The following is an 18,403-nucleotide window of genomic DNA, read 5'->3' as shown; positions in this document are numbered from 1 at the left end:
ATACGAGATGGATGAGCTTAGCGATTTGCGCGAGCATGAACGGCTTGCGCTTCGTCGGGATGAATTCCCAAGCGAGTGAGGTTAATGCGTCCTTTGTTATCAACTTCGCGAATTTTGACGACGATTTCATCGCCAACATTCACTTCATCCTCGACCTTGCCAACCCGATACTCGGCCAATTGGGAAATGTGGATCATGCCCTCTTTTCCGGGTAGAAACTCAACAAATGCGCCAATGGGGATAATCCGCGTCACTTTACCCAAATAGACATCCCCCGCATTGAGTTTACGGGTTAAGGCTTCAATGGCACTGCGAGCCTGCTTGGCATTTGCAGCATTGGGCGCACTAATGGTCACGATTCCGTCTTCGGCAATATCAATCTTGACTCCAAACTGCTCGGAAATGCCGCGCACTGTTTTCCCCCCAGGACCAATGACTAGGCCAATGGTATCGGCGGGGATCTGCAACGTCAGCAACCGTGGTACACTATCGCGCAATTCTAAGCGGTGGGTGCCAATAACCGCCAACATTTTTTCAAGAATATGCAGTCGGGCGGGTCGTGCCTGCTCAATCGCCTGCTTGATCACCGCCACGGGTAGGCCGGTAATTTTCATGTCCATTTGCAGGGCGGTGATGCCACTATCTGTCCCCGCAACTTTGAAGTCCATATCTCCAAGGAAATCCTCAATACCCTGAATATCGGTGAGGATGCGAATTTCATCGCCTTCTTTAATCAGCCCCATCGCTGCGCCACTCACCGGTTTGCTAATGGGCACGCCGGTATCCATCAGCGAGAGGGTGGAGCCGCAGACTGATGCCATGGAGGTGGAGCCATCGGAGGACAATACTTCCGACACAACACGGATGACGTAGGGAAACTGATCTTTAGGCGGTAGCACCGGCTCAAGGGCACGCTCTGCAAGGGCACCATGGCCAATCTCCCGTCGTCCGGGAGAGCGCAACGGCCTGACTTCCCCCACAGAATAGGGGGGAAAGTTGTAGTGGTGGAGGTAGCGCTTCGTGTCTTCGGGGTGGAGATCGTCGAGCGCTTGGGCATCTGCCGGGGAGCCAAGGGTGGTCACCGACAAGACTTGGGTTAGGCCACGGTTAAACAGGGCACTGCCATGGACGCGATCTGGCAGCACACCAACTTCGCACCAAATGGGTCGTACTTCGTCTAAACGGCGACCATCCACCCGCACGCCCTCGGTAATAATTTGCTGGCGCATCAGTTTCTTGGTGACGGCCTTAAAGAGGGTGGCTAGGGCTTTGGGGTTGGCGGCGGCGGCAACGGCCACTGGATCCTCTGGGGGCAGATTGGCAATCTCTTGGGCGATCGCCCCTTGCACCTCATCTAGGGCAGCATCCCGAACATTTTTATCTTTCTCAAAGCGCTTGAGAATCGCCGTCACAGGAGCAGTGGCGCGTTCGTAGATAAAGTTTTCTAGGGTGGGGTCAACCACTGGCGGCGGTGCTTGGATAATCTCTAGCCCTAGCTCCGTCAGCAGATCCCGCTGGGCTTGAATGAGGTCTTGGATGACTTCATAGCCAAAATCAATGGCCTCGACCATATCGGCTTCAGGGAGTTGGTTGGCGCCGGCTTCGACCATCACGACMCCGTCAGGCGTMCCTGCCACAACTAAATCAAGGCCGCCGCGTTCAATTTCTTGGTAGGTGGGGTTAATAATAAATTCATCCCCGACCAGTCCCACCCGAACCGCCGCCATCGGGCCATGAAAGGGAATTTGCGCCAGCAACACGGCGATGGAGGCACCGGTGACTGCCAACACATCAGGGGGCACATTTTCATCGAGGGACACCGTAGTCGCAACCACTTGCAAATCATCCCGTAACCACTGGGGAAAGAGGGGTCGCAAGGGACGGTCGATGAGGCGACCAATGAGAATTGCTTTTTCGGGGGGGCGACCTTCACGCCGTAAAAAACCGCCAGGAATGCGACCAGCGGCATAAAGACGCTCTTCGTAGTCCACGACAAGGGGGAGAAAATCGATACCTTCGCGGGCACCGGCCCGATTGGCTGTCACGAGAACTGCTGTTTCACCGGAGCTGATGAGAATTGAACCCGCTGCCTGGGGTGCAAACTTTTGCAGTACAACCTTAATATCCCTGCCATCTAGGGGGATAATCTTTTCCAGACCATTCATTTGTGCTCTATTCTGTCCTTCTATTTCTTCTTCTTTACTAGGATAGCTGCTTCTGCTCCTAATCCGCTGGCTCAATGCTCGAGGATCAAGCGGCTGCCGCAAAGAGCAGCAAGGCTGGGGGTGGCAGTCCAATTCTGGGTCAGCAGTATTTGCAGCAACTGCGCCGATCGCTGGCTGGCGGCTTCTGGGCTGAGACCCAAGTAAAAACTAGCAGTGTGATGGCTATCGGTATGTACGGTTTGCAATAAGTCATCGGCATAGTGCAATGCTTTTTGGAACTGGGTTTGCAGATTTGTCCACACATCCAAATTGCGGAGGTTGCTCAGGGTTTCAGCGACAACATCTTGGCGGTGTTGCAGAAAAATGGTGCGCGCTTGCAGTTCAACAGGTAAATCGGCAAAGAGAATCACTGGGCCGTAGCCAATGATATGGATGGTCTCCATCCATTTGGTTTGGGGCAGGAGTAACTCCCGCACAATGTGACAGGCTAAGGCTGTAATGATCAGCCCTTGACTGTGAGCCACTAGGTATAATTCAGCACCGGCTTGTAGCCCTTTGACAATTTCATAGGCGAGGCGCAGGGTGGGACGGGGTGCCCCTGCCGGGAATACGCCGTAGAGGTATTGGGCAAAATCACTCCAGCCAAGGCGCTGTAAAAAGGGTAACGCTAAAAGGCTGCTGATGGCGGCGGGGGTCTCAGGGGTCAGGGGACGGTGTTGCACCTCCTTGGGCTGGGCGATCGCCAACATATCTGCATCATCACCCAGTTCTTTGGTGATGAGTTGTTCAAGGAGTTTGGCATAGGCACGCCGGCGATCGCCGGTACGGTCGTTGTTTTCTACTGTTGGCCAAAAATGGTAGAGTTCTGCTTTGCCCAGTAAACTTTCCAACAGGTCGGCTTGGAGACCGTGGGTTTGGTTATGGATGCCGCGAATCTCAAGGGGATGGGCAGCCGTTAACTCAGCAAGGCGATTGAGATCCCGCTGTTGCTTGGCGCGATCGCTACTCACGCCATTCACATGCAGTAAGCGGCGGCGGGCAGCGAATGGAGGCAGAGGATTGGGAACAAGAATAGTGCCGTCAAGGAGAGGTTCCATTGAACACGAATACTGCTGATTGGTTATGTTACTTGTCTAGATTTTGGGTCAAGGTTTTGTCAAAAATGAGACGAATGAGATAACTATCATCGGTTCTGAAGAGTCAGGCGTAATTGCTCTAGCCCCCATCCATAGAGCGATCGCGTCACGAGGAGATTAGGTCGAGGGTCAGCAATCTCCTCTAGCAATTGTAGCAGCCCCCCATGGATGTGCTCAGGCGTATCCCCCGACGTTGCCGCGATGTCTTGGAGTTGACTGCGGCTCATAGGAGCGCTGCGATGGACAACGCTATTGCGGTACTGATTAATCATCTCAAGCCGTTTAACCAACGGATCTTCCGCCGATCGCCCGTGGCAGGTGACCCATCCGCGCCATAGAGACCCCAAACTTGGTTCTCCTTGCCAAGCGATTGTTGGCGGTGGCTCCAAATMCCCCTGTTCCCGCCAATTCTCGGTGTCGTACCGCAAAAAGAGAAGCCGCTCAAGCATTTGGGCAAACTGCATGAAGGCAAAAGTGTAGTTTGTTTGCCGCAGGCTGAGTTCAATCAGTAATTCCGACTCCCAAATTTTCAGGAACTTACTCTCTCGGGTTTCTGCCTTGGCGGGACAGCGTTGGCTAATAGCCTGCTGCCACTGCTGACGTTGCGCTTTAGTGGTTACTTGTTTGGTGGCTCGTTGATCCAGCCAATGCTGCCCTTGCAATTGTTTGAGCATCTCCTTGATTTGCCAATTCGTGGCCATGGCTAAGCGATTAGCCAGTTGGTACAGGGCTTCGTGGCGATCGCGATGAGGTTCTAAAAGGACGCTGGCAGTCATAAAGTGCCCCCGCTGCCATGCCATTTCAATCCGTTGCTGCTCTAAAGGCCAAAATGCTTCCCCTAAGTGAATTATTTTCAAGGTGGTGGCAAAGCGGGCAGATTGGCTGTCAGCCGCAAAAAAGGGGGTGGGTTCTACGGGAATGAGGTGACTAATACTAATGGAGAACTGCCGCATTGCAATCACTGCTATCATTTCCACAGCACTGGCCAGTTGCGGCGCAGATCCCTTGAGCTGTAGGTAAAGGGATCCGCCTTCTGGGCAGATCTTAAGGTACTGTTGCAGCTGTTGCGCAATCCAGGCACGCACAGTTTCCGTCTCGCTAAGGGGCTGATGACACACCCACACCCTAACGGTAATATGAGGAAATCGTTGCCGAATCGCACCGGCCATCAGTTCCGCCAGCCAGCAGGTATCATCACGGTAAAACTGCCAAGCAACTGTCTGCGGCTGGTCCGTGGCCACAAGGATCACGTCGGCAGGTTCACAAGAGTCACTGAAACACTCCTCTAAAACCACCTGATCCAGCAATAACACTACGGCAGAAAAGTCTTGCTGGGCAAGGCAGTGGCGATAGGCCAGTTCCCCAAGGTGGCGGACACCATGCTGGGATTTTGGTTCGGCGGCATCCTCTTGACCACGCTTTTGACCAAACTCTCTGTAGAGATCATCAACGTGGGGAGGGTCACTGCCGCCATCCGCACCAAAACTGCGGACAATGCCATCCCGACTGCGCCAGCCCACCTGACGCTTGCCAATCGTGATAATCCCAATCTTCAAATCAAATCCTCAATAGTCCTACACAGGTAATGATGCATTGTAAGCATGGATGAAATACCAGATCGCACCGATATGATTGTCTAGGGATTTTGAGAAGGATAAGGTTTGGCGGACTAATCGAGACACCCGTTGCCTCAGGGTGTTGTTCAATGGAGCTAGTCTTGACCACTATCCTTACCAACCGCTTGATGACGCTTCCTCGGCAACACATTGGGGTTGCTTGGTAGCCCCGTACTTTGGCTCTATCGTCCGAGTTATGCTTAATCAATAGCTAAATGCCAGCAAATTAAGCAACGTAACTGAAAATTGTCAAAGTTCCTGAACCCATAACCTGACCGCTTGATCAGCTTCAATTTATTGTTAATACCTTCAACAACACCACTATTTGTGTGATTATCAAAATAGGCGGTGACTTCACCAAACCACCGACAAATTGTTCTTACGCTCTCTTGAAAAGAATCCTGAGCTTGAGCTCACCAATCGAGCAATTGAAAGGTTCCATCTTTCCAATCTTTTGCTTGCTCAAAGATGGCTCTAAACGATTCCTTTTCCTGATGCATTCGAGCCAGACTTGGCACTACTTCTCGAATGTCTTCCAGTTTTGCTTTTTGCTTCTGAGTTAGATTTTCCTCCGGCTTGAGTAACGCATATTTACTTTGTTTGAGCGCGGCTGCAATCTGGGCTTTCTTGACTTCATTTACCGTCTTCGCTTTACAAATACTTTGTCGAGCCTTATCCAATTCCTGATTCACAATCTTCATAACATGAAATCGGTCGGCAACCACCGTAGCATTAGGTAGAAGTTTATGAACCAAACTTTTATAGTTTCCAGATAGGTCAATGCTCACCTCAATAATTTGATTGAGTACTGCTGCTCCCCATGCCTCAAGCACGTGCCTCACATCTTCCTGCTTGCGAGAAGGGGCAAGGGGAATTCGCCGCTCTAAATCGACCAAAACAACTATGTAATCTCCTTGTCCTTTACCTAAGGAAATCTCATCTATACCTAATCGTTTTACTGAACTCACATCGACGTTGAGTTTTTTTTACTGACATACTGTACCATTGACCATACTTCTTCATCAGTGAGACCATTTGAAATTGCAACATTATGAATGTTGCTGTGCAAAACCTGTTGCACGATTGACTGAGCAAATCGATCCGTTTGCTTGCGACGATTGCCGATGAAATCGAGCGTTTCACTGAATGGCTTACCACAAGTTCGACACTTAAACTGGCGACGATTGATCTTAAGAAATACGGTTCGTCCACTGATGCTTAAATCTCGCACTAGATACCAATGATTCTGGTGTAAATGACAACTTTTTTGTTGGCAACGTGGGCAAATCGCCTCGGTTGTCTTTGCTTCCACTATAAGAATCAATTCTCCCGCAACATCGGTATAATCTTCAACCTCAATTCCAGGTAGGTTTAGTAGATCAGTTAGAAGTAGCTGCATATCTCAGATTTCGTATAGCATGTTACATTAGCATACCAAGTCCGATAGACCCGGGCGGCAAAGGACTCAAACCCGAGAGTCATACGTCTATTCAGCAACGCCCAAGAATGGTATTAGAGCCTATTTATCTATTCATCTAATTGACGTTAATTTAATCTGCTGTGGGCGCCTCATCTAGCGCATCGATCACAACCCCATTAAAAAAGCGAGCCAGTTTTTGTGCTGATTCGTGTAACAGTTCACTCGCAGTTGGGTTAGGGGTGGCAGGGGGGCTAACGGTAGGCTGAAGTGCTGAGGGATGGCTGCTCTCTAAACGGGGAGATTGAGGTGGGGGTACCTCCGATACGGCAGTGGTGGTTGGCGGAGCAGCAACTTCCAGAATCACCTTCACTGGTTGATGGAGGACTTGCCTAAAAGCCGCTTCAATTTTGGCGTGATTCGTTTGAGTCATATTGAGCAGCGGCTGGCTGACAATGCCAATCCGCACCTCTTTTTCTGTAACGCGGCGGAGATGGCCGTGCTGTGAGAGGAGGGCACGGGTACTCACTGGGATCTGTTGCAGTGCGGTTTCCCACAGGTGATCATCCTTAGCCATCGGCGCTTGAGCGGGTTCTGGCGGGGATGGTTCTGGCACCGTTGGGACATCTGCCCGAGACACAGGCGTTGAGGGGGCGGATGGGGCAGGCAAGGGTGGCATTGTAGGGGCGATCGCCACCGCTGGCGCATCCGGCAGGGGGGCTAAGGAGAGCAGTCCTAAAATACTCACTTCCAGCCAGAGGCGGGGTTGATTGCTCTGTTTCACTTGCCCTTCGCAGGTGCGCAAATGCTGCTGTGCCTGCAAAATGTTGGCGGTGCTCCACTGCTGGGCAATTACAGTCAAGGCTTGCCATGTCTCTTCGGTCAATGCCACTAGATCATGGCGTTCCGGCACGGTTTTCGCTAACAATAAATCACGATACATTGCTGCTAAGTTCTGCAAAACCGTGAGTGGGTCTCGTCCACGCTCTAGCAGTTGGCGAGTGTGCTCCACAACGGCAACCGCATCTTGGCGGGCAATGACCTGCAAGAGTGCCAACAAATCCTGCTCAGGCACAGTTCCAGCAAGTTGCCACACGTGCTGTACCGTAATTTGCTCTGGGTACAAGCTCAGTTGATCCAGCATACTTTCCGCATCCCGCAGCCCCCCTTGGGATAACTGCGCAACAAGGGTGACCGCTTGCGGCGTAATATCAATATGTTCTTGAGCAGCGATGTAGTTGAGGTGTTGCACCATCTCAGCAAGGGGAATCCGCCGAAAGTCGAAGCGTTGACAGCGGGAAATAATGGTGGGCAGAACCCGCTGTGGGTCGGTGGTGGCTAAGACAAAGACCACGTGGGGCGGCGGTTCCTCAAGGGTTTTCAGCAGAGCATTAAACGCCGAACTGCTGAGCATATGGCACTCGTCAATGACATACACTTTGTAGCGGCACTGAACGGGGGCAAATTGGGCTTTTTCAATGAGTTCGCGGATATTATCCACACCCGTATGGCTGGCAGCATCGATTTCAATGACATCAAGGCTGTTGCTGCTGGCTACTTGGCGGCACACGTCACACTCACCGCAGGGAGTGGGGGTTGGTTTAGGATGGCGCAGGCAGTTAAGGGATTTCGCCAGAATACGGGCACTGGAAGTTTTACCCGTCCCCCGTGGCCCGCAAAACAGGTAGGCCGGGGCAATTCGTTCTTGGGTCAGGGCTTGGCTGAGGGTAGTGGCGATCGCCCCTTGCCCCACGAGATCAGCAAACCGTTGGGGACGATACTTGTGGTGTAGCGGCTCGTAACTCACACAGGCAACTATTTCAGCGTTAGATCGTCTTAAGAGTAAACCACGGTTGACATGGCCTCAGTACCATTGTCGGCGTTTTAGATGTTGCTTGCTGGAGTGAATGTGGGATGCGCTATTGGATATCATCAGTTTTGCTGAGTAGTGTGCTTTTCACCATGGGGGCGATCGCCCCGGGGTTGGCAGCGGAGACCCTAAACCTCGTCTTTGGTGCCCAAAGTCAACAGGGAATTCAAATTCCGGTGGCCGATCTACGTGCCTACGTTGAAACAGGGACAGCCAGCGGCAACCTCAAGCTCATGCTGTCGATGGCTACACCTGAACAGCAGGCAGAGTTTCGGCAGCTCTTAAGCTTACCGTTTCCGGTTACTGCCGAGCAACTCCAAACCCTTGCTAGCAACGATCAGGGCGAAGACCTCCTAAAAGCTGTAGCAGCAGCAACCCTGCGACCGGACAGTGAAGGCATTGCCGCCTTGAAAACAGCGATGATGAAAGGTCTTGAGGCAGAAGGCGGCCTAACGTTGCTAGCGTTTTTAGACGCCTATCCTGAGTCAACCATGACAATTGATATTATGCAGATGCAGGCCATTTTAGAGGCGAACAAACCCCTGATGGAGCAGTACTTGTCCCGTCAGCAACAACCAGCAAACTAGGGCTTCTTAGGCAACTGCCCCCGCTCGATGAGCATTTCCCATGCCCGTAGCACTGCGACTAGGTCAGATGCGAGGCGGTATTCGTTAGCTTCGGCAATCCGGACGGTTGCTGTTGGGGTGGAAATGATATTGCTGGCCACGGGCACCGTTGTACTGGGGGCAACAAAATCAATCCCGTCAAACCGTTGAAATCGGCGTTCCTCTAACAACGTTGTGAACTCAGTCACTAGCGCTGGCGAGATGGTGCGCAGGGTGCGGGTTAGGGTGTCTCCCCGTTGGGTAGGGGTTTCTTGAACAATGCGGCCATCCCTAAACAGGAGGGTGGTTTGGGGGGGACGATCTAAGGTGGTTTGGCGAATCACTCGAAAGATCGCTGACTCAGGTAAGGCTGGTGGTTGGTCGTCTGGGGCAAGCCGCTGGGGGCGCTGAATGAGGGTACCTATCATCTGGCTTCCTGCCGCATCCCACAGCAGCAGAGATCCACTTTGATTAGTGCGGTACACCCATTGCTGGGGATAGGGCGCATTGGGGTTGGTGAGGGTAATTTCCCACCCTGGGGTGAGGCGTTCGGGGCAGTTGGGGCGCAGACCCCCCAGCCCTAAACAGCCATCGGACCAGACTCGGGGCTGCACTTTCGCTACGGTAATTTGAGTGGGTTCTTCCCCAAACTGAGTAGCGGCGGCGGCGATCGCCCGCTGGACGAGTTCTGCTGGCGGCACGGAGGGTTGCGCCTGTAGGGGGCTCACCCCTGCCAGCAGTGCATAAGCCCCTAGCCAATAGCCCATGGCTCGTCTCCTGCCCATGTGGCCTCCTCACGATTGATCGAACAGATTGGTTGAGCAACTACACACCAGATGGCGATCGCCGTAGGCATTATCAATCCGCGCAACCGCAGGCCAAAATTTATACTCGCGGAGCCACGGGGCTGGGTAGGCGGCCACCTGTCGCGAGTAGGGATACGGCCACTCATCGCTACAGACCATCAAGGCGGGGKGAGGAGCCTGTTTGAGGGGGTTATGTTGGCGATCGCTTAAACCCGCTTCAATTTCAGCAATTTCGGCACGGATGGCAATCATCGCCTCACAGAAGCGGTCTAGCTCTGCTTTGGTTTCACTTTCTGTTGGTTCAATCATCAAGGTTCCGGGCACTGGCCACGAAACCGTCGGCGCATGGAAGCCGTAGTCCATTAAGCGCTTGGCAATATCTTCGACCTCAATACCGGCTGATTTTTTTAGAGGCCGCACATCCAGAATGCACTCGTGCGCCACTAGCCCCTGCGCCCCTTTGTACAACACCGGATAGTACGGCTCGAGCCGCTTGGCAATATAGTTGGCATTAAGAATGGCGATCGCCGTGGCGCGGGTCAGCCCCACCCCCCCCATCAGGGTAATGTACATCCACGAGATGGGCAGAATGCTGGCACTGCCCCACGGTGCTGCAGTGACCGGTCCTATTTCCGTCTCATGCGGATAGAGTTGAGTCGTGGGTAAAAAGGGCGCAAGGTGAGCGGCAACCCCGATCGGCCCCACGCCGGGACCGCCGCCACCATGGGGAATGCAAAAGGTTTTATGGAGATTCAGATGGCAAACATCGGCACCAAAATCTGCCGGTCGGCACAACCCCACTTGGGCATTCATATTGGCGCCATCCATATACACTTGACCCCCATGGCGATGGATGATCTCGCAAATGTGGCGAATCTCGGGTTCAAAGACCCCGTGGGTTGAGGGATAGGTAATCATCAGTGCTGCTAGCCGCTCTTGGTATTGCGCCGCTTTGAGAGCTAAGTCCGCCACATCAATATTGCCCTGGGCATCACAATTGACCGCCACCACCTGCATCCCCGCCATCACCGCACTGGCAGGATTGGTGCCATGGGCAGAGGTGGGAATCAGACACACATCCCGTTGGCACTCACCTCGGCTATGGTGGTACTGGCGAATCACCAGCAACCCCGCGTACTCCCCTTGAGACCCCGCATTCGGTTGCAGCGAAATAGCCGCAAAGCCAGTAATCTCCGCCAGCATCGCCGAGAGATCCGCAAACAGCCGCTGATACCCTTGGGCTTGCTCGGCAGGGGCAAAGGGGTGAAGCTGATTAAACTCTGGCCAGCTAATGGGTACCATTTCCACTGTGGCGTTCAGCTTCATGGTGCAGGAGCCAAGGGGAATCATGGAGGTTGTCAGGGAGAGATCCTTGGCTTGGAGGCGGTGGAGGTAGCGCAGCAGCCCATGCTCACTGTGGTACTGATGAAAAACAGGGTGCTGAAGATAGGGGGTTTGGCGCTCTAGATCCTTGGGCAAGGCCGATGGGGTAGGTGTGGTGGGCATAACGGCTGCAAAGAGCGCTAAGAGATCCGCCACATCGGTTGCGGTGGTTGTCTCATCTAGGGTAATGCCCACACTGTCATCCGCAAAATAGCGCAGGTTAATCTTTGCGGCTTTGGCGTGCTGTTGCAACTCGGCTACAGAACGGCTGCCTAGATCAATGCGCAGCGTATCAAAAAAGGCAGGGTGCCGCAGTCGATACCCTGCATCTTCCAGCCCTTGGGCTAAGTGCCGAGTCAACTGATGAATTCCCTCGGCAATCTGGCGTAAGCCCCTTGGCCCATGATAGACGGCGTACATACTGGCAACAATTGCCAACAGCACCTGCGCCGTACAGATGTTACTGGTGGCTTTTTCGCGGCGAATGTGTTGCTCGCGGGTTTGCAATGCCAACCGCAGGGCGCGTTGCCCCAAGGCGTCATGGGAGACCCCTACCAACCGGCCAGGTAACTGCCGCTTGAAGGCATCGCGGGTGGCAAAAAAGGCGGCGTGGGGTCCCCCGTAGCCCAAGGGCACCCCTAGGCGTTGAGAGCTACCTACGGCAATGTCAGCTCCCAGTTCCCCCGGTGGGGTTAACAGGGTCAGTGCCATTAGATCGGTGGCCATCGTCACCAGTAGGCCGTGGGCATGGGCCGCCGCAATCAGGGCACGGGGATCCCGAATCGCGCCATCGGTGGCTGGATACTGGAGCAGCAGGCCAAACGCTCCTTGCCAAGGCAGATCGCTCGCTGCGGGATCAATGGGCACAATCTCGATATTGAGGGGCTGAGCACGGGTTTCTAAGACGGCAAGGGTTTGGGGGTGACAGTCTTGCGCCACTAAGAAGCGGCGTGCCGCCTGCTGGCGGCAGACGTTAAAACTGAGGGTCATGGCCTCAGCCGCCGCAGTCGCTTCGTCTAAAAGGGAGGCGTTGGCAATCTCTAGGCCGGTTAGATCCGTAACAAGGGTTTGATAGTTGAGGAGGGCTTCTAGGCGACCTTGGGCAATTTCTGCTTGGTACGGGGTGTACTGGGTGTACCAGCCGGGGTTTTCAAGAATATTGCGCTGAATGACGGGCGGTGTGATGCAATTGGTATAGCCCATGCCGATGTAGCTGCGCCAAACTTGGTTAGCTTGGGCGATCGCCCGTAGTTTGGCCAGTGCCGCCGATTCACTCAACCCTTCCGGCAGGTCTAAGGGGCGCGCCAAACGAATATCTGCCGGAATCACGGCATCGATGAGTTCCCCAAGGGTGGTGTACCCGATCGTGCTGAGCATGGCGGGTAGATCCTCTGGCGTAATACCAATATGCCGAGCCACAAACTCAGCAGAGGTATCTAAAGGCGTTTGCAGGTGGGGTGGCGAACTTACCATACAAGCATCACAGCGTCTGTCAATTGTTCATATATCTTAATGGCTGACGGCCAAAACAGGTTTGCGGGCGTGGATAATTTGCAAGCTTCGCCCTAAGCGGTAGTCCTGCTGTGCGAGTTCAAACCCTTGCGCGTGCAGTACCTCTGCTAAGTCGGTGCGCAGGAGTTGCCATGCGGTTTCCGTTTCAAAGAGCCAGAAAAATAGCGCCAGCCCTGGCCAAAACAGCGGGATCTGGGGTCGGTGAAAGTCAATCAGGGCAAACCAGCCACCGGGCTTCAGTACCCGCCACACCTCCGCCACAATGGCGGTCAGTTGTTGGGGTTGCATTTCGTGCAAGGCCATACTGGTGTGCACCAGATCAAAGGTCGCGGCGGCAAAGGGCATGGCCTCCGCAAAGGCTTCAACGTAGGTGGCTTGGGGCACTCGCTGTCGTGCCCGGGCGATCGCGTTCGGGGAGGCATCCAGGCCAGTGACCTGATCAAAGGCAGCCGTTAAGGACTCAGTGACAATGCCATGGGCGCAGCACAAATCCAGCACCACCGCACTGCGGGGTAGCTCTAAGCCTTGCCAAGCCAAACGATGGAGGCGATCGCGCCCCCCCACAGCAACAGCGGCAATGCTACTAATGGTGTCGTAGAGCCACGGGAACTGATAGCTCCAAGTGCGGAGAATAGTTGCCATAGATACTCAGTTTAAGAATCCTCGAAACCCTTAGAAATGCGTGGCTTCCTAGCCAATCGGGATGACAGGATTTGAACCTGCGACCCCTTCGTCCCGAACGAAGTGCGCTACCAAGCTGCGCTACATCCCGATAACTTACTTAAGATACCATTGCAGGCGACGCTTCTGAAAGCCATCGCGATCGCCCTATGACTCATCCTCTCTTGGATATCCTAGTGCAGCAACAGCACTCCTGCCCGTTTCATACCCCCGGTCATCAGCGGGGTCGCGGCATGGCGGCTCCTTTACGGGCACTGTGGGGCACTGCCCTAGCGCAGGATTTAAGCGAGATCCCGGGTCTCGACAATTTAGCTGCACCCACCGGTGTGCTTGCCGACCTTCAAGCTGCCATTGCCGCAGCAGCAGGGAGCGATCGCGCATGGTGCTTAGTGAATGGTGCCACTGCCGGGGTCTTAGCTGCCCTGTTGGCAACCCTAGAGCCTAAGGATGTGGTGCTGGTGGGTCGCAATGTTCACCACTCTGTAATTTCTGGGTTGATCCTAACGGGTGCTCAGCCCGTATATTTGGGAGTAGCCGTGGACTCGCTGTGGGGCATTCCCGAACCTGTGTCGTTGGCAACGGTCGTTAATGCGGTAGCCGCCTATCCCACCGCAAAAGCCGTCGTCCTTGTCAGCCCAACCTACGAGGGTCTGTGTTCTCCGTTAGCGGCCATTGCCCAACACGTTCATGAGCGGGGACTGACCCTCATTGTCGATGAAGCCCACGGCAGTCATTTTGCCTTTCATCCGCGCTTTCCCAGCACGGCCTTGGCCGCCGGTGCTGATCTGGTGATCCAGTCGTGGCATAAAACCTTGGGCACCCTCACCCAAACCGCGGTGCTCCACCTGCAAGGCACGCGAGTTGCACCAGAACGCGTCAGCCATGCCGTGACCCTTGTCCAAACCACTAGCCCCAGTTATTGGCTCTTGAGTGCCTTAGAGGCGGCAGCCTGGCAAATGGTTCACCAAGGCTACGAGATCTACGATCGCCTGCTGCAATGGGTTGCAGCGTTTGAGAGTCCCTTACCCCGCCTAGAGCGGCTAGATATCCCCCAAGACCCACTGCGTTTAACCCTTGGCACATGGCCGTTGGGTCTTACGGGGGCTGATCTAGAGGCGCAACTGCAACCCGACATCATTGCCGAACTCCCCAGTGGGCGATCGCTCACCTTTTGCGTAGGCTTGGGAACCACAGCGCAGATGTTAAGAACCTTGGCGGAGCGCTTGCGAGCCATCCACCAGACCCATCAGCCGGTACAGCCACTACCGCCTATAGCAGTGCCGCCGTTGCCTGCGGTCTCTTCACCAGCCCTTTCACCGCGTACCACGTACTTTAGCCAGCGCCAAGTGGTGCCCCTAGCAGCCGCCATTGATCACATTAGCGCTGAAACCATTGCCCCCTACCCGCCCGGCATTCCCACCATCATCGCCGGGGAAGTCATTACCGCTGCTACCGTCGCTGAACTACAACAGGTACAGGCCATGGGGGGCACCATTATCGGCGCGACGGATCCGCAGTTGAATCAGATCACGATTGTAAACTTCCCCGCCCTAGAAGGGCGAGGCTTTCTGTAGCCCTCCGGCTATCTCGCAAGCCAGCCAGGAGCCTCCAGGCAGCGTTACGGACTGCCCCAAAAGCGCAATATTGATTGCGCCATTTAGGTCTGCATCACCAATCCATCCGCAATGCCCACACTTGAACTTTTTTTCAGTTCTCAACCCAATATGCAAGCAACAATGGCAGGTTTGACTGGTATAGGCATGGGGTACAGCAACCACCTCAACTCCTTCCTTGATACCCTTGTATTCCAAGAATTGTCGCAACTGATAGAACGCCCAACTGTTAGACCGTCTCCGCTCGGTCGTGTTTCTCGGTTGCTGGTTGATTCTATCGCGAATGCCGGTCAAATCCTCGATAGCAACAATGGCATGGAGGGAGAGACGTTTTCAGCGATGGCTCAATCATTCCATCAGTGCATCCATCATTCGTGAAGCAAAACATCTCCATGCCATTGTTGCTATCGAGGATTTGACAGGCATTCGCGATAGAATCAACCAGCAACCGAGAAACACGACCGAGCGGAGACGGTCGAACAGTTGGGCGTTCTATCAGTTGCGACAATTCTTGGAATACAAGGGTATCAAGGAAGGAGTTGAGGTGGTTGCTGTACCACCTGCCTATACCAGTCAAACCTGCCATTGTTGCTTGCATATTGGGCTGAGGACTGAAAAAAAGTTCAAGTGTGGGCATTGCGGATGGATTGGTGATGCAGACCTAAATGGAGCAATCAATATTGCGCTTTTGGGGCAGTCCGTAACGCTGCCTGGAGGCTCCTGGCTGGCTTGCGAGATAGCCGGAGGGCTACAGAAAGCCTCGCCCTTCTAGGGCGGGGAAGTTTACTCCTATCGCTTTCCTAGACGGAGAACGGTCTGCTGATTATCCTAGAGATTGAGATCAGCATTCGCCGAACGTTATCGCTCATGAGGAAATAATGGCTAAGGTGATAAAAACCGATGCGCAATGGCAGGCTCAGTTAACCCCTGAGCAGTTTTACGTAACCCGCAAAAAAGGGACTGAGCGCGCCTTTACGGGCTGCTATTGGAACAACAAACAACCCGGTCTTTACCGCTGCGTCTGTTGTGGCACCCCGCTATTTCGCTCTGATACCAAGTATGATTCTGGGAGTGGTTGGCCGAGCTTTTGGCAGCCTGTTGATCCCCAGTCAATTCGTCTGGAGCAGGATCTGTCCCATGGGATGGTGCGTACTGAAGTGTTGTGCAATACCTGTGATGCGCACCTTGGCCATGTGTTTGAGGATGGTCCGCCCCCTACAGGGTTGCGTTACTGCATTAATTCAGCCTCCCTAGAATTTGTTGCTGAATCAGCCGGTGCTTCTAGCTAGACCGTTCTTGGCTGCTGGAGTTCTCCACTGATGAGCAAGGGGCTGGAGCAACTGCAACGTCTAAACCGCATTTTAGTGCAACTGGCGCGGCGACAGCAGTTCCAAGAGGATAGCTTCGAGCAATTGCTCCAAGATGTCCTGAGTACCAGTGCCCGTAGCCTAAATGTGGAGCGGGTGAGCCTGTGGTTTTATACAGGCGATCGCCAAGAGATTGAGTGTGTCCAGTTATTTCAACACTCTGCCCACGTGTTTACAGCAGGCATGACGCTGGCGGCAGCGGACTATCCGCAGTATTTCACAGCACTGCAGCAGGAGCGCACCATTACTGCAGACGATGCAAGGAGTGATCCCCGTACACAGGAGTTTTGCACGGCGTACTTAGACCCTTTGGGCATTACCTCCCTCTTGGATGTGCCCATTTGGGTTGAAGGCAGAATGGTGGGTATTCTCTGCCATGAGCATATTGGTACTGCCCGCCAATGGACAGTGGCCGAAGAGCAGTTTGCTGCCTCCCTTGCTGATTTGGTGTCCCTTGCCATTGAAACCCGCGAGCGTCATCGCACCCTTGCGGCACTAGAGCAAAGCGAAGCCCGCCTCGCAAGTTTCTTTCAGGCCACCTCTGAGGCGGTGATTATCCACGAGCAGGGGCAAATTGTGGATCTCAACACGGCGGCGGAACAACTGTTTGGCTACACCAGTGCTGAGTTGGTGGGGCAGTCGGTCTTGGTGCTCACCCATCCCACGTCGCAGCAATTGATTTTAGATCGAATCCGCGCCCCCCGTGAGCAGCCCTTTGAAGCATTGGCTCGCACAAAAAGCGGTGAAACCCTGATTGTGGAAGTACAGGGCAAATGGATTACCTACCAAGGTCGCCGAGCGCGGGTGGTGGGGGTGCGCGATATTACCCAACGGAAACTGGCGGAGCAGAGTGTGCAAATGGCGGCACAACGCCAACATCTCCTTGCGGAAATTGCCCTGCGTATTCGCAAAACCCTCGACCTGCCAGATATTTTGCGGACAACGGTGCTCGAAGTCCGCAATTACCTCCAAAGCGATCGCGTCTTTATTGCCTGCCTCAACCTTGGCTCCGGCCAAATTCGCATTGTCGCTGCGGCCATGGCACCGGAGTGGGAGACTCATTTAGAATTACTGCTGCACAATGGTCACTACCGCACGTGGCTGTTGCACACCAGTCAATCGATTTCTTGCCAGCTCCTCCCCGAGGATGATCCCGCCCTAAGAGAGCTGCATCGTCAGCATCATATTCAGTCTTGTCTATTAATTCCAATTCAACACGATTATTTGGGCGATCGCGTGCTTTTGGGGGTGCATCAGTGCAGTGCACCCCGACAATGGCAACCCTACGAACAGCAGTTTCTAGAGCAATTGGCTACCCAAGTGGCGATCGCCCTGCAACAGGCAGAACTGTACCAACAGCTTGCGGCACTGAATGCCAATTTGGAATACCAAGTGGCGGAGCGCACAGAGCAGTTACAGCAAAAGATGCGGGAACTGGAGGAACTCAACCACCTCAAAGACGTGTTTTTGCACGCGGTGTCCCACGATTTGCGCACCCCCGTCATGGGAACGATGATGCTACTGAACCACCTGTTGCACTCCCAAACTGGCGATAGTGTGGTTGTGCCCCGCGCGACGATTGAGCGCATTCACCAGAGCCAACAACGGCAACTCAACCTTGTAGAAACCCTTTTACACATCCACCTAGACAACAACCAGTCACTGCCGCTGCAATGCACCCCGACCTCTGTGGCCACCCTGCTGGAGCAGGTGTTAATTGACTTAAAACCGTTATTGGAAAAAAATAATACCCAGCTTCAGCAGCAGGTCAGTGACACCCTACCGCCTGCCAAGGTGGATCCTGAGCAATTGCGCCGGGTCTATGAAAACCTGATTACCAATGCCCTCAAGCATAATCCTCCGGGACTGACCCTCAGCTTCGGGGCGATCGCCAAGGACGGGATGCTCTACTGCACCGTTGCAGATAATGGGGTCGGCATCCGGCCAGAACAGCGTCCCCATCTCTTTGACCTGTACTACCGGGGTGCTGCGGCTCACCACCGTACAGGCATTGGCCTAGGGCTTTACCTGTGTCGGCAAATTATCACTGCCCATGGCGGCGATATTGGCGTTGAGAGTATCCCGCCTCAAGGGGCATGCTTCTGGTTTAGCGTACCGCTGGCTGACGCGTCAGACTTTATATAAATTTTTTTATATAGACTTTAACTTATATAGACTTTGCCTCAGGTTATACGCAACGTCACCCTTGACAAAGTCATGCAAAAACGGGAA

At 54.0% G+C, this 18,403-nt stretch carries 12 protein-coding genes, 1 tRNA gene and 3 pseudogenes; 5 read left to right on the top strand and 11 right to left on the bottom strand.

Translation table 11 applies throughout. The annotated features are described in order from the left end of the window. Positions 1 to 17: 17 nt before the first annotated feature. The 6 genes and pseudogenes from L5220_RS00375 to L5220_RS00350 all read right to left on the bottom strand — a co-directional run bounded on the left by L5220_RS00375 (position 18) and on the right by L5220_RS00350 (position 8,141). Positions 18 to 2,165: a polyribonucleotide nucleotidyltransferase gene (locus tag L5220_RS00375; protein WP_499570914.1), complete on the bottom strand. Its 2,148-nt coding sequence runs from the start codon at positions 2,163 to 2,165 to the stop codon at positions 18 to 20. 71 nt (positions 2,166 to 2,236) lie between these two features. Further along, complete coding sequence (locus L5220_RS00370; protein WP_499570912.1) at positions 2,237 to 3,262, bottom strand: hypothetical protein; 1,026 nt, start codon at positions 3,260 to 3,262, stop codon at positions 2,237 to 2,239. An 86-nt stretch (positions 3,263 to 3,348) separates the two neighbouring features. After that, positions 3,349 to 4,857, bottom strand: coding sequence for a hypothetical protein (locus tag L5220_RS00365; protein WP_499570911.1), 1,509 nt, complete (start codon positions 4,855 to 4,857; stop codon positions 3,349 to 3,351). 18 nt (positions 4,858 to 4,875) lie between these two features. Then, positions 4,876 to 5,066 (bottom strand): annotated as a pseudogene (locus L5220_RS00360) (IS1 family transposase); the annotation flags it as partial. 51 nt (positions 5,067 to 5,117) lie between these two features. Continuing rightward, positions 5,118 to 6,316, bottom strand: a pseudogene (locus L5220_RS00355) (ISL3 family transposase). Between the two features lie 151 nt (positions 6,317 to 6,467). Further along, the gene (locus L5220_RS00350) at positions 6,468 to 8,141 is read right to left on the bottom strand and encodes a DNA polymerase III subunit gamma/tau (protein WP_499570909.1); all 1,674 of its coding nucleotides are present in this window, start codon (positions 8,139 to 8,141) and stop codon (positions 6,468 to 6,470) included. 131 nt (positions 8,142 to 8,272) lie between these two features. Here L5220_RS00350 and L5220_RS00345 point away from each other — a divergent pair, with 131 nt between their 5' ends. Next, positions 8,273 to 8,791, top strand: a complete 519-nt coding sequence (locus L5220_RS00345; protein WP_499570907.1) for an alpha/beta hydrolase — start codon at positions 8,273 to 8,275, stop codon at positions 8,789 to 8,791. Here the strand turns inward: L5220_RS00345 and L5220_RS00340 are convergent. The 4 genes from L5220_RS00340 to L5220_RS00325 all read right to left on the bottom strand — a co-directional run bounded on the left by L5220_RS00340 (position 8,788) and on the right by L5220_RS00325 (position 13,282). Next, on the bottom strand, positions 8,788 to 9,594 hold the full coding sequence (locus L5220_RS00340; RefSeq protein WP_448515020.1) for a DUF8738 domain-containing protein: 807 nt from the start codon (positions 9,592 to 9,594) through the stop codon (positions 8,788 to 8,790). The two genes, L5220_RS00345 and L5220_RS00340, sit on opposite strands and share 4 nt — an antisense overlap. Before the next feature lie 9 nt (positions 9,595 to 9,603). Then, complete coding sequence (gene gcvP / locus L5220_RS00335) at positions 9,604 to 12,471, bottom strand: aminomethyl-transferring glycine dehydrogenase (protein ID WP_499570905.1); 2,868 nt, start codon at positions 12,469 to 12,471, stop codon at positions 9,604 to 9,606. Between the two features lie 36 nt (positions 12,472 to 12,507). Continuing rightward, complete coding sequence (locus tag L5220_RS00330; RefSeq protein WP_499570903.1) at positions 12,508 to 13,152, bottom strand: class I SAM-dependent methyltransferase; 645 nt, start codon at positions 13,150 to 13,152, stop codon at positions 12,508 to 12,510. A 56-nt stretch (positions 13,153 to 13,208) separates the two neighbouring features. Further along, positions 13,209 to 13,282 (bottom strand) — tRNA-Pro (locus tag L5220_RS00325). 58 nt (positions 13,283 to 13,340) lie between these two features. On the opposite strand from L5220_RS00325, the gene L5220_RS00320 reads away from it, so the two are divergent. Continuing rightward, positions 13,341 to 14,765 carry an aminotransferase class I/II-fold pyridoxal phosphate-dependent enzyme gene (locus L5220_RS00320; protein WP_499570901.1) on the top strand — a complete coding sequence of 475 codons (1,425 nt, stop codon included), beginning with the start codon at positions 13,341 to 13,343 and terminating at the stop codon, positions 14,763 to 14,765. Here the strand turns inward: L5220_RS00320 and L5220_RS00315 are convergent. After that, positions 14,742 to 15,098, bottom strand: coding sequence for a zinc ribbon domain-containing protein (locus L5220_RS00315; RefSeq protein ID WP_499570899.1), 357 nt, complete (start codon positions 15,096 to 15,098; stop codon positions 14,742 to 14,744). The two genes, L5220_RS00320 and L5220_RS00315, sit on opposite strands and share 24 nt — an antisense overlap. Here L5220_RS00315 and L5220_RS00310 point away from each other — a divergent pair. The 3 genes and pseudogenes from L5220_RS00310 to L5220_RS00300 all read left to right on the top strand — a co-directional run. Further along, positions 15,082 to 15,576 (top strand): annotated as a pseudogene (locus L5220_RS00310) (RNA-guided endonuclease InsQ/TnpB family protein); the annotation flags it as partial. The gene L5220_RS00315 and the pseudogene L5220_RS00310 sit on opposite strands and share 17 nt — an antisense overlap. A 106-nt stretch (positions 15,577 to 15,682) precedes the next feature. Next, positions 15,683 to 16,093 carry a peptide-methionine (R)-S-oxide reductase MsrB gene (gene msrB / locus L5220_RS00305; RefSeq protein ID WP_099798371.1) on the top strand — a complete coding sequence of 137 codons (411 nt, stop codon included), beginning with the start codon at positions 15,683 to 15,685 and terminating at the stop codon, positions 16,091 to 16,093. 30 nt (positions 16,094 to 16,123) lie between these two features. Next, the gene (locus tag L5220_RS00300; protein ID WP_499570897.1) at positions 16,124 to 18,316 is read left to right on the top strand and encodes a PAS domain-containing sensor histidine kinase; all 2,193 of its coding nucleotides are present in this window, start codon (positions 16,124 to 16,126) and stop codon (positions 18,314 to 18,316) included. Positions 18,317 to 18,403 lie beyond the last annotated feature (87 nt).

This window comes from Synechococcus sp. PCC 6716 (genome assembly GCF_022570815.1).
GTDB classification, from domain to species: domain Bacteria; phylum Cyanobacteriota; class Cyanobacteriia; order Thermosynechococcales; family Thermosynechococcaceae; genus Thermosynechococcus; species Thermosynechococcus lividus.
The sequence above is the reverse complement of the archived record's forward strand: the minus strand, read 5'-3'. Positions and strand labels throughout refer to the sequence as shown.

What these genes read in the sequence shown, in the direction of transcription:
- L5220_RS00370 (WP_499570912.1), bottom strand. Translation starts at nt 3,262, where the DNA reads ATGGAACCTCTCCTTGACGGCACTATTCTTGTTCCCAATCCTCTGCCT.
- L5220_RS00340 (WP_448515020.1), bottom strand. Translation starts at nt 9,594, where the DNA reads ATGGGCAGGAGACGAGCCATGGGCTATTGGCTAGGGGCTTATGCACTG.
- L5220_RS00330 (WP_499570903.1), bottom strand. Translation starts at nt 13,152, where the DNA reads ATGGCAACTATTCTCCGCACTTGGAGCTATCAGTTCCCGTGGCTCTAC.
- L5220_RS00320 (WP_499570901.1), top strand. Translation starts at nt 13,341, where the DNA reads ATGACTCATCCTCTCTTGGATATCCTAGTGCAGCAACAGCACTCCTGC.
- msrB (WP_099798371.1), top strand. Translation starts at nt 15,683, where the DNA reads ATGGCTAAGGTGATAAAAACCGATGCGCAATGGCAGGCTCAGTTAACC.
- L5220_RS00300 (WP_499570897.1), top strand. Translation starts at nt 16,124, where the DNA reads ATGAGCAAGGGGCTGGAGCAACTGCAACGTCTAAACCGCATTTTAGTG.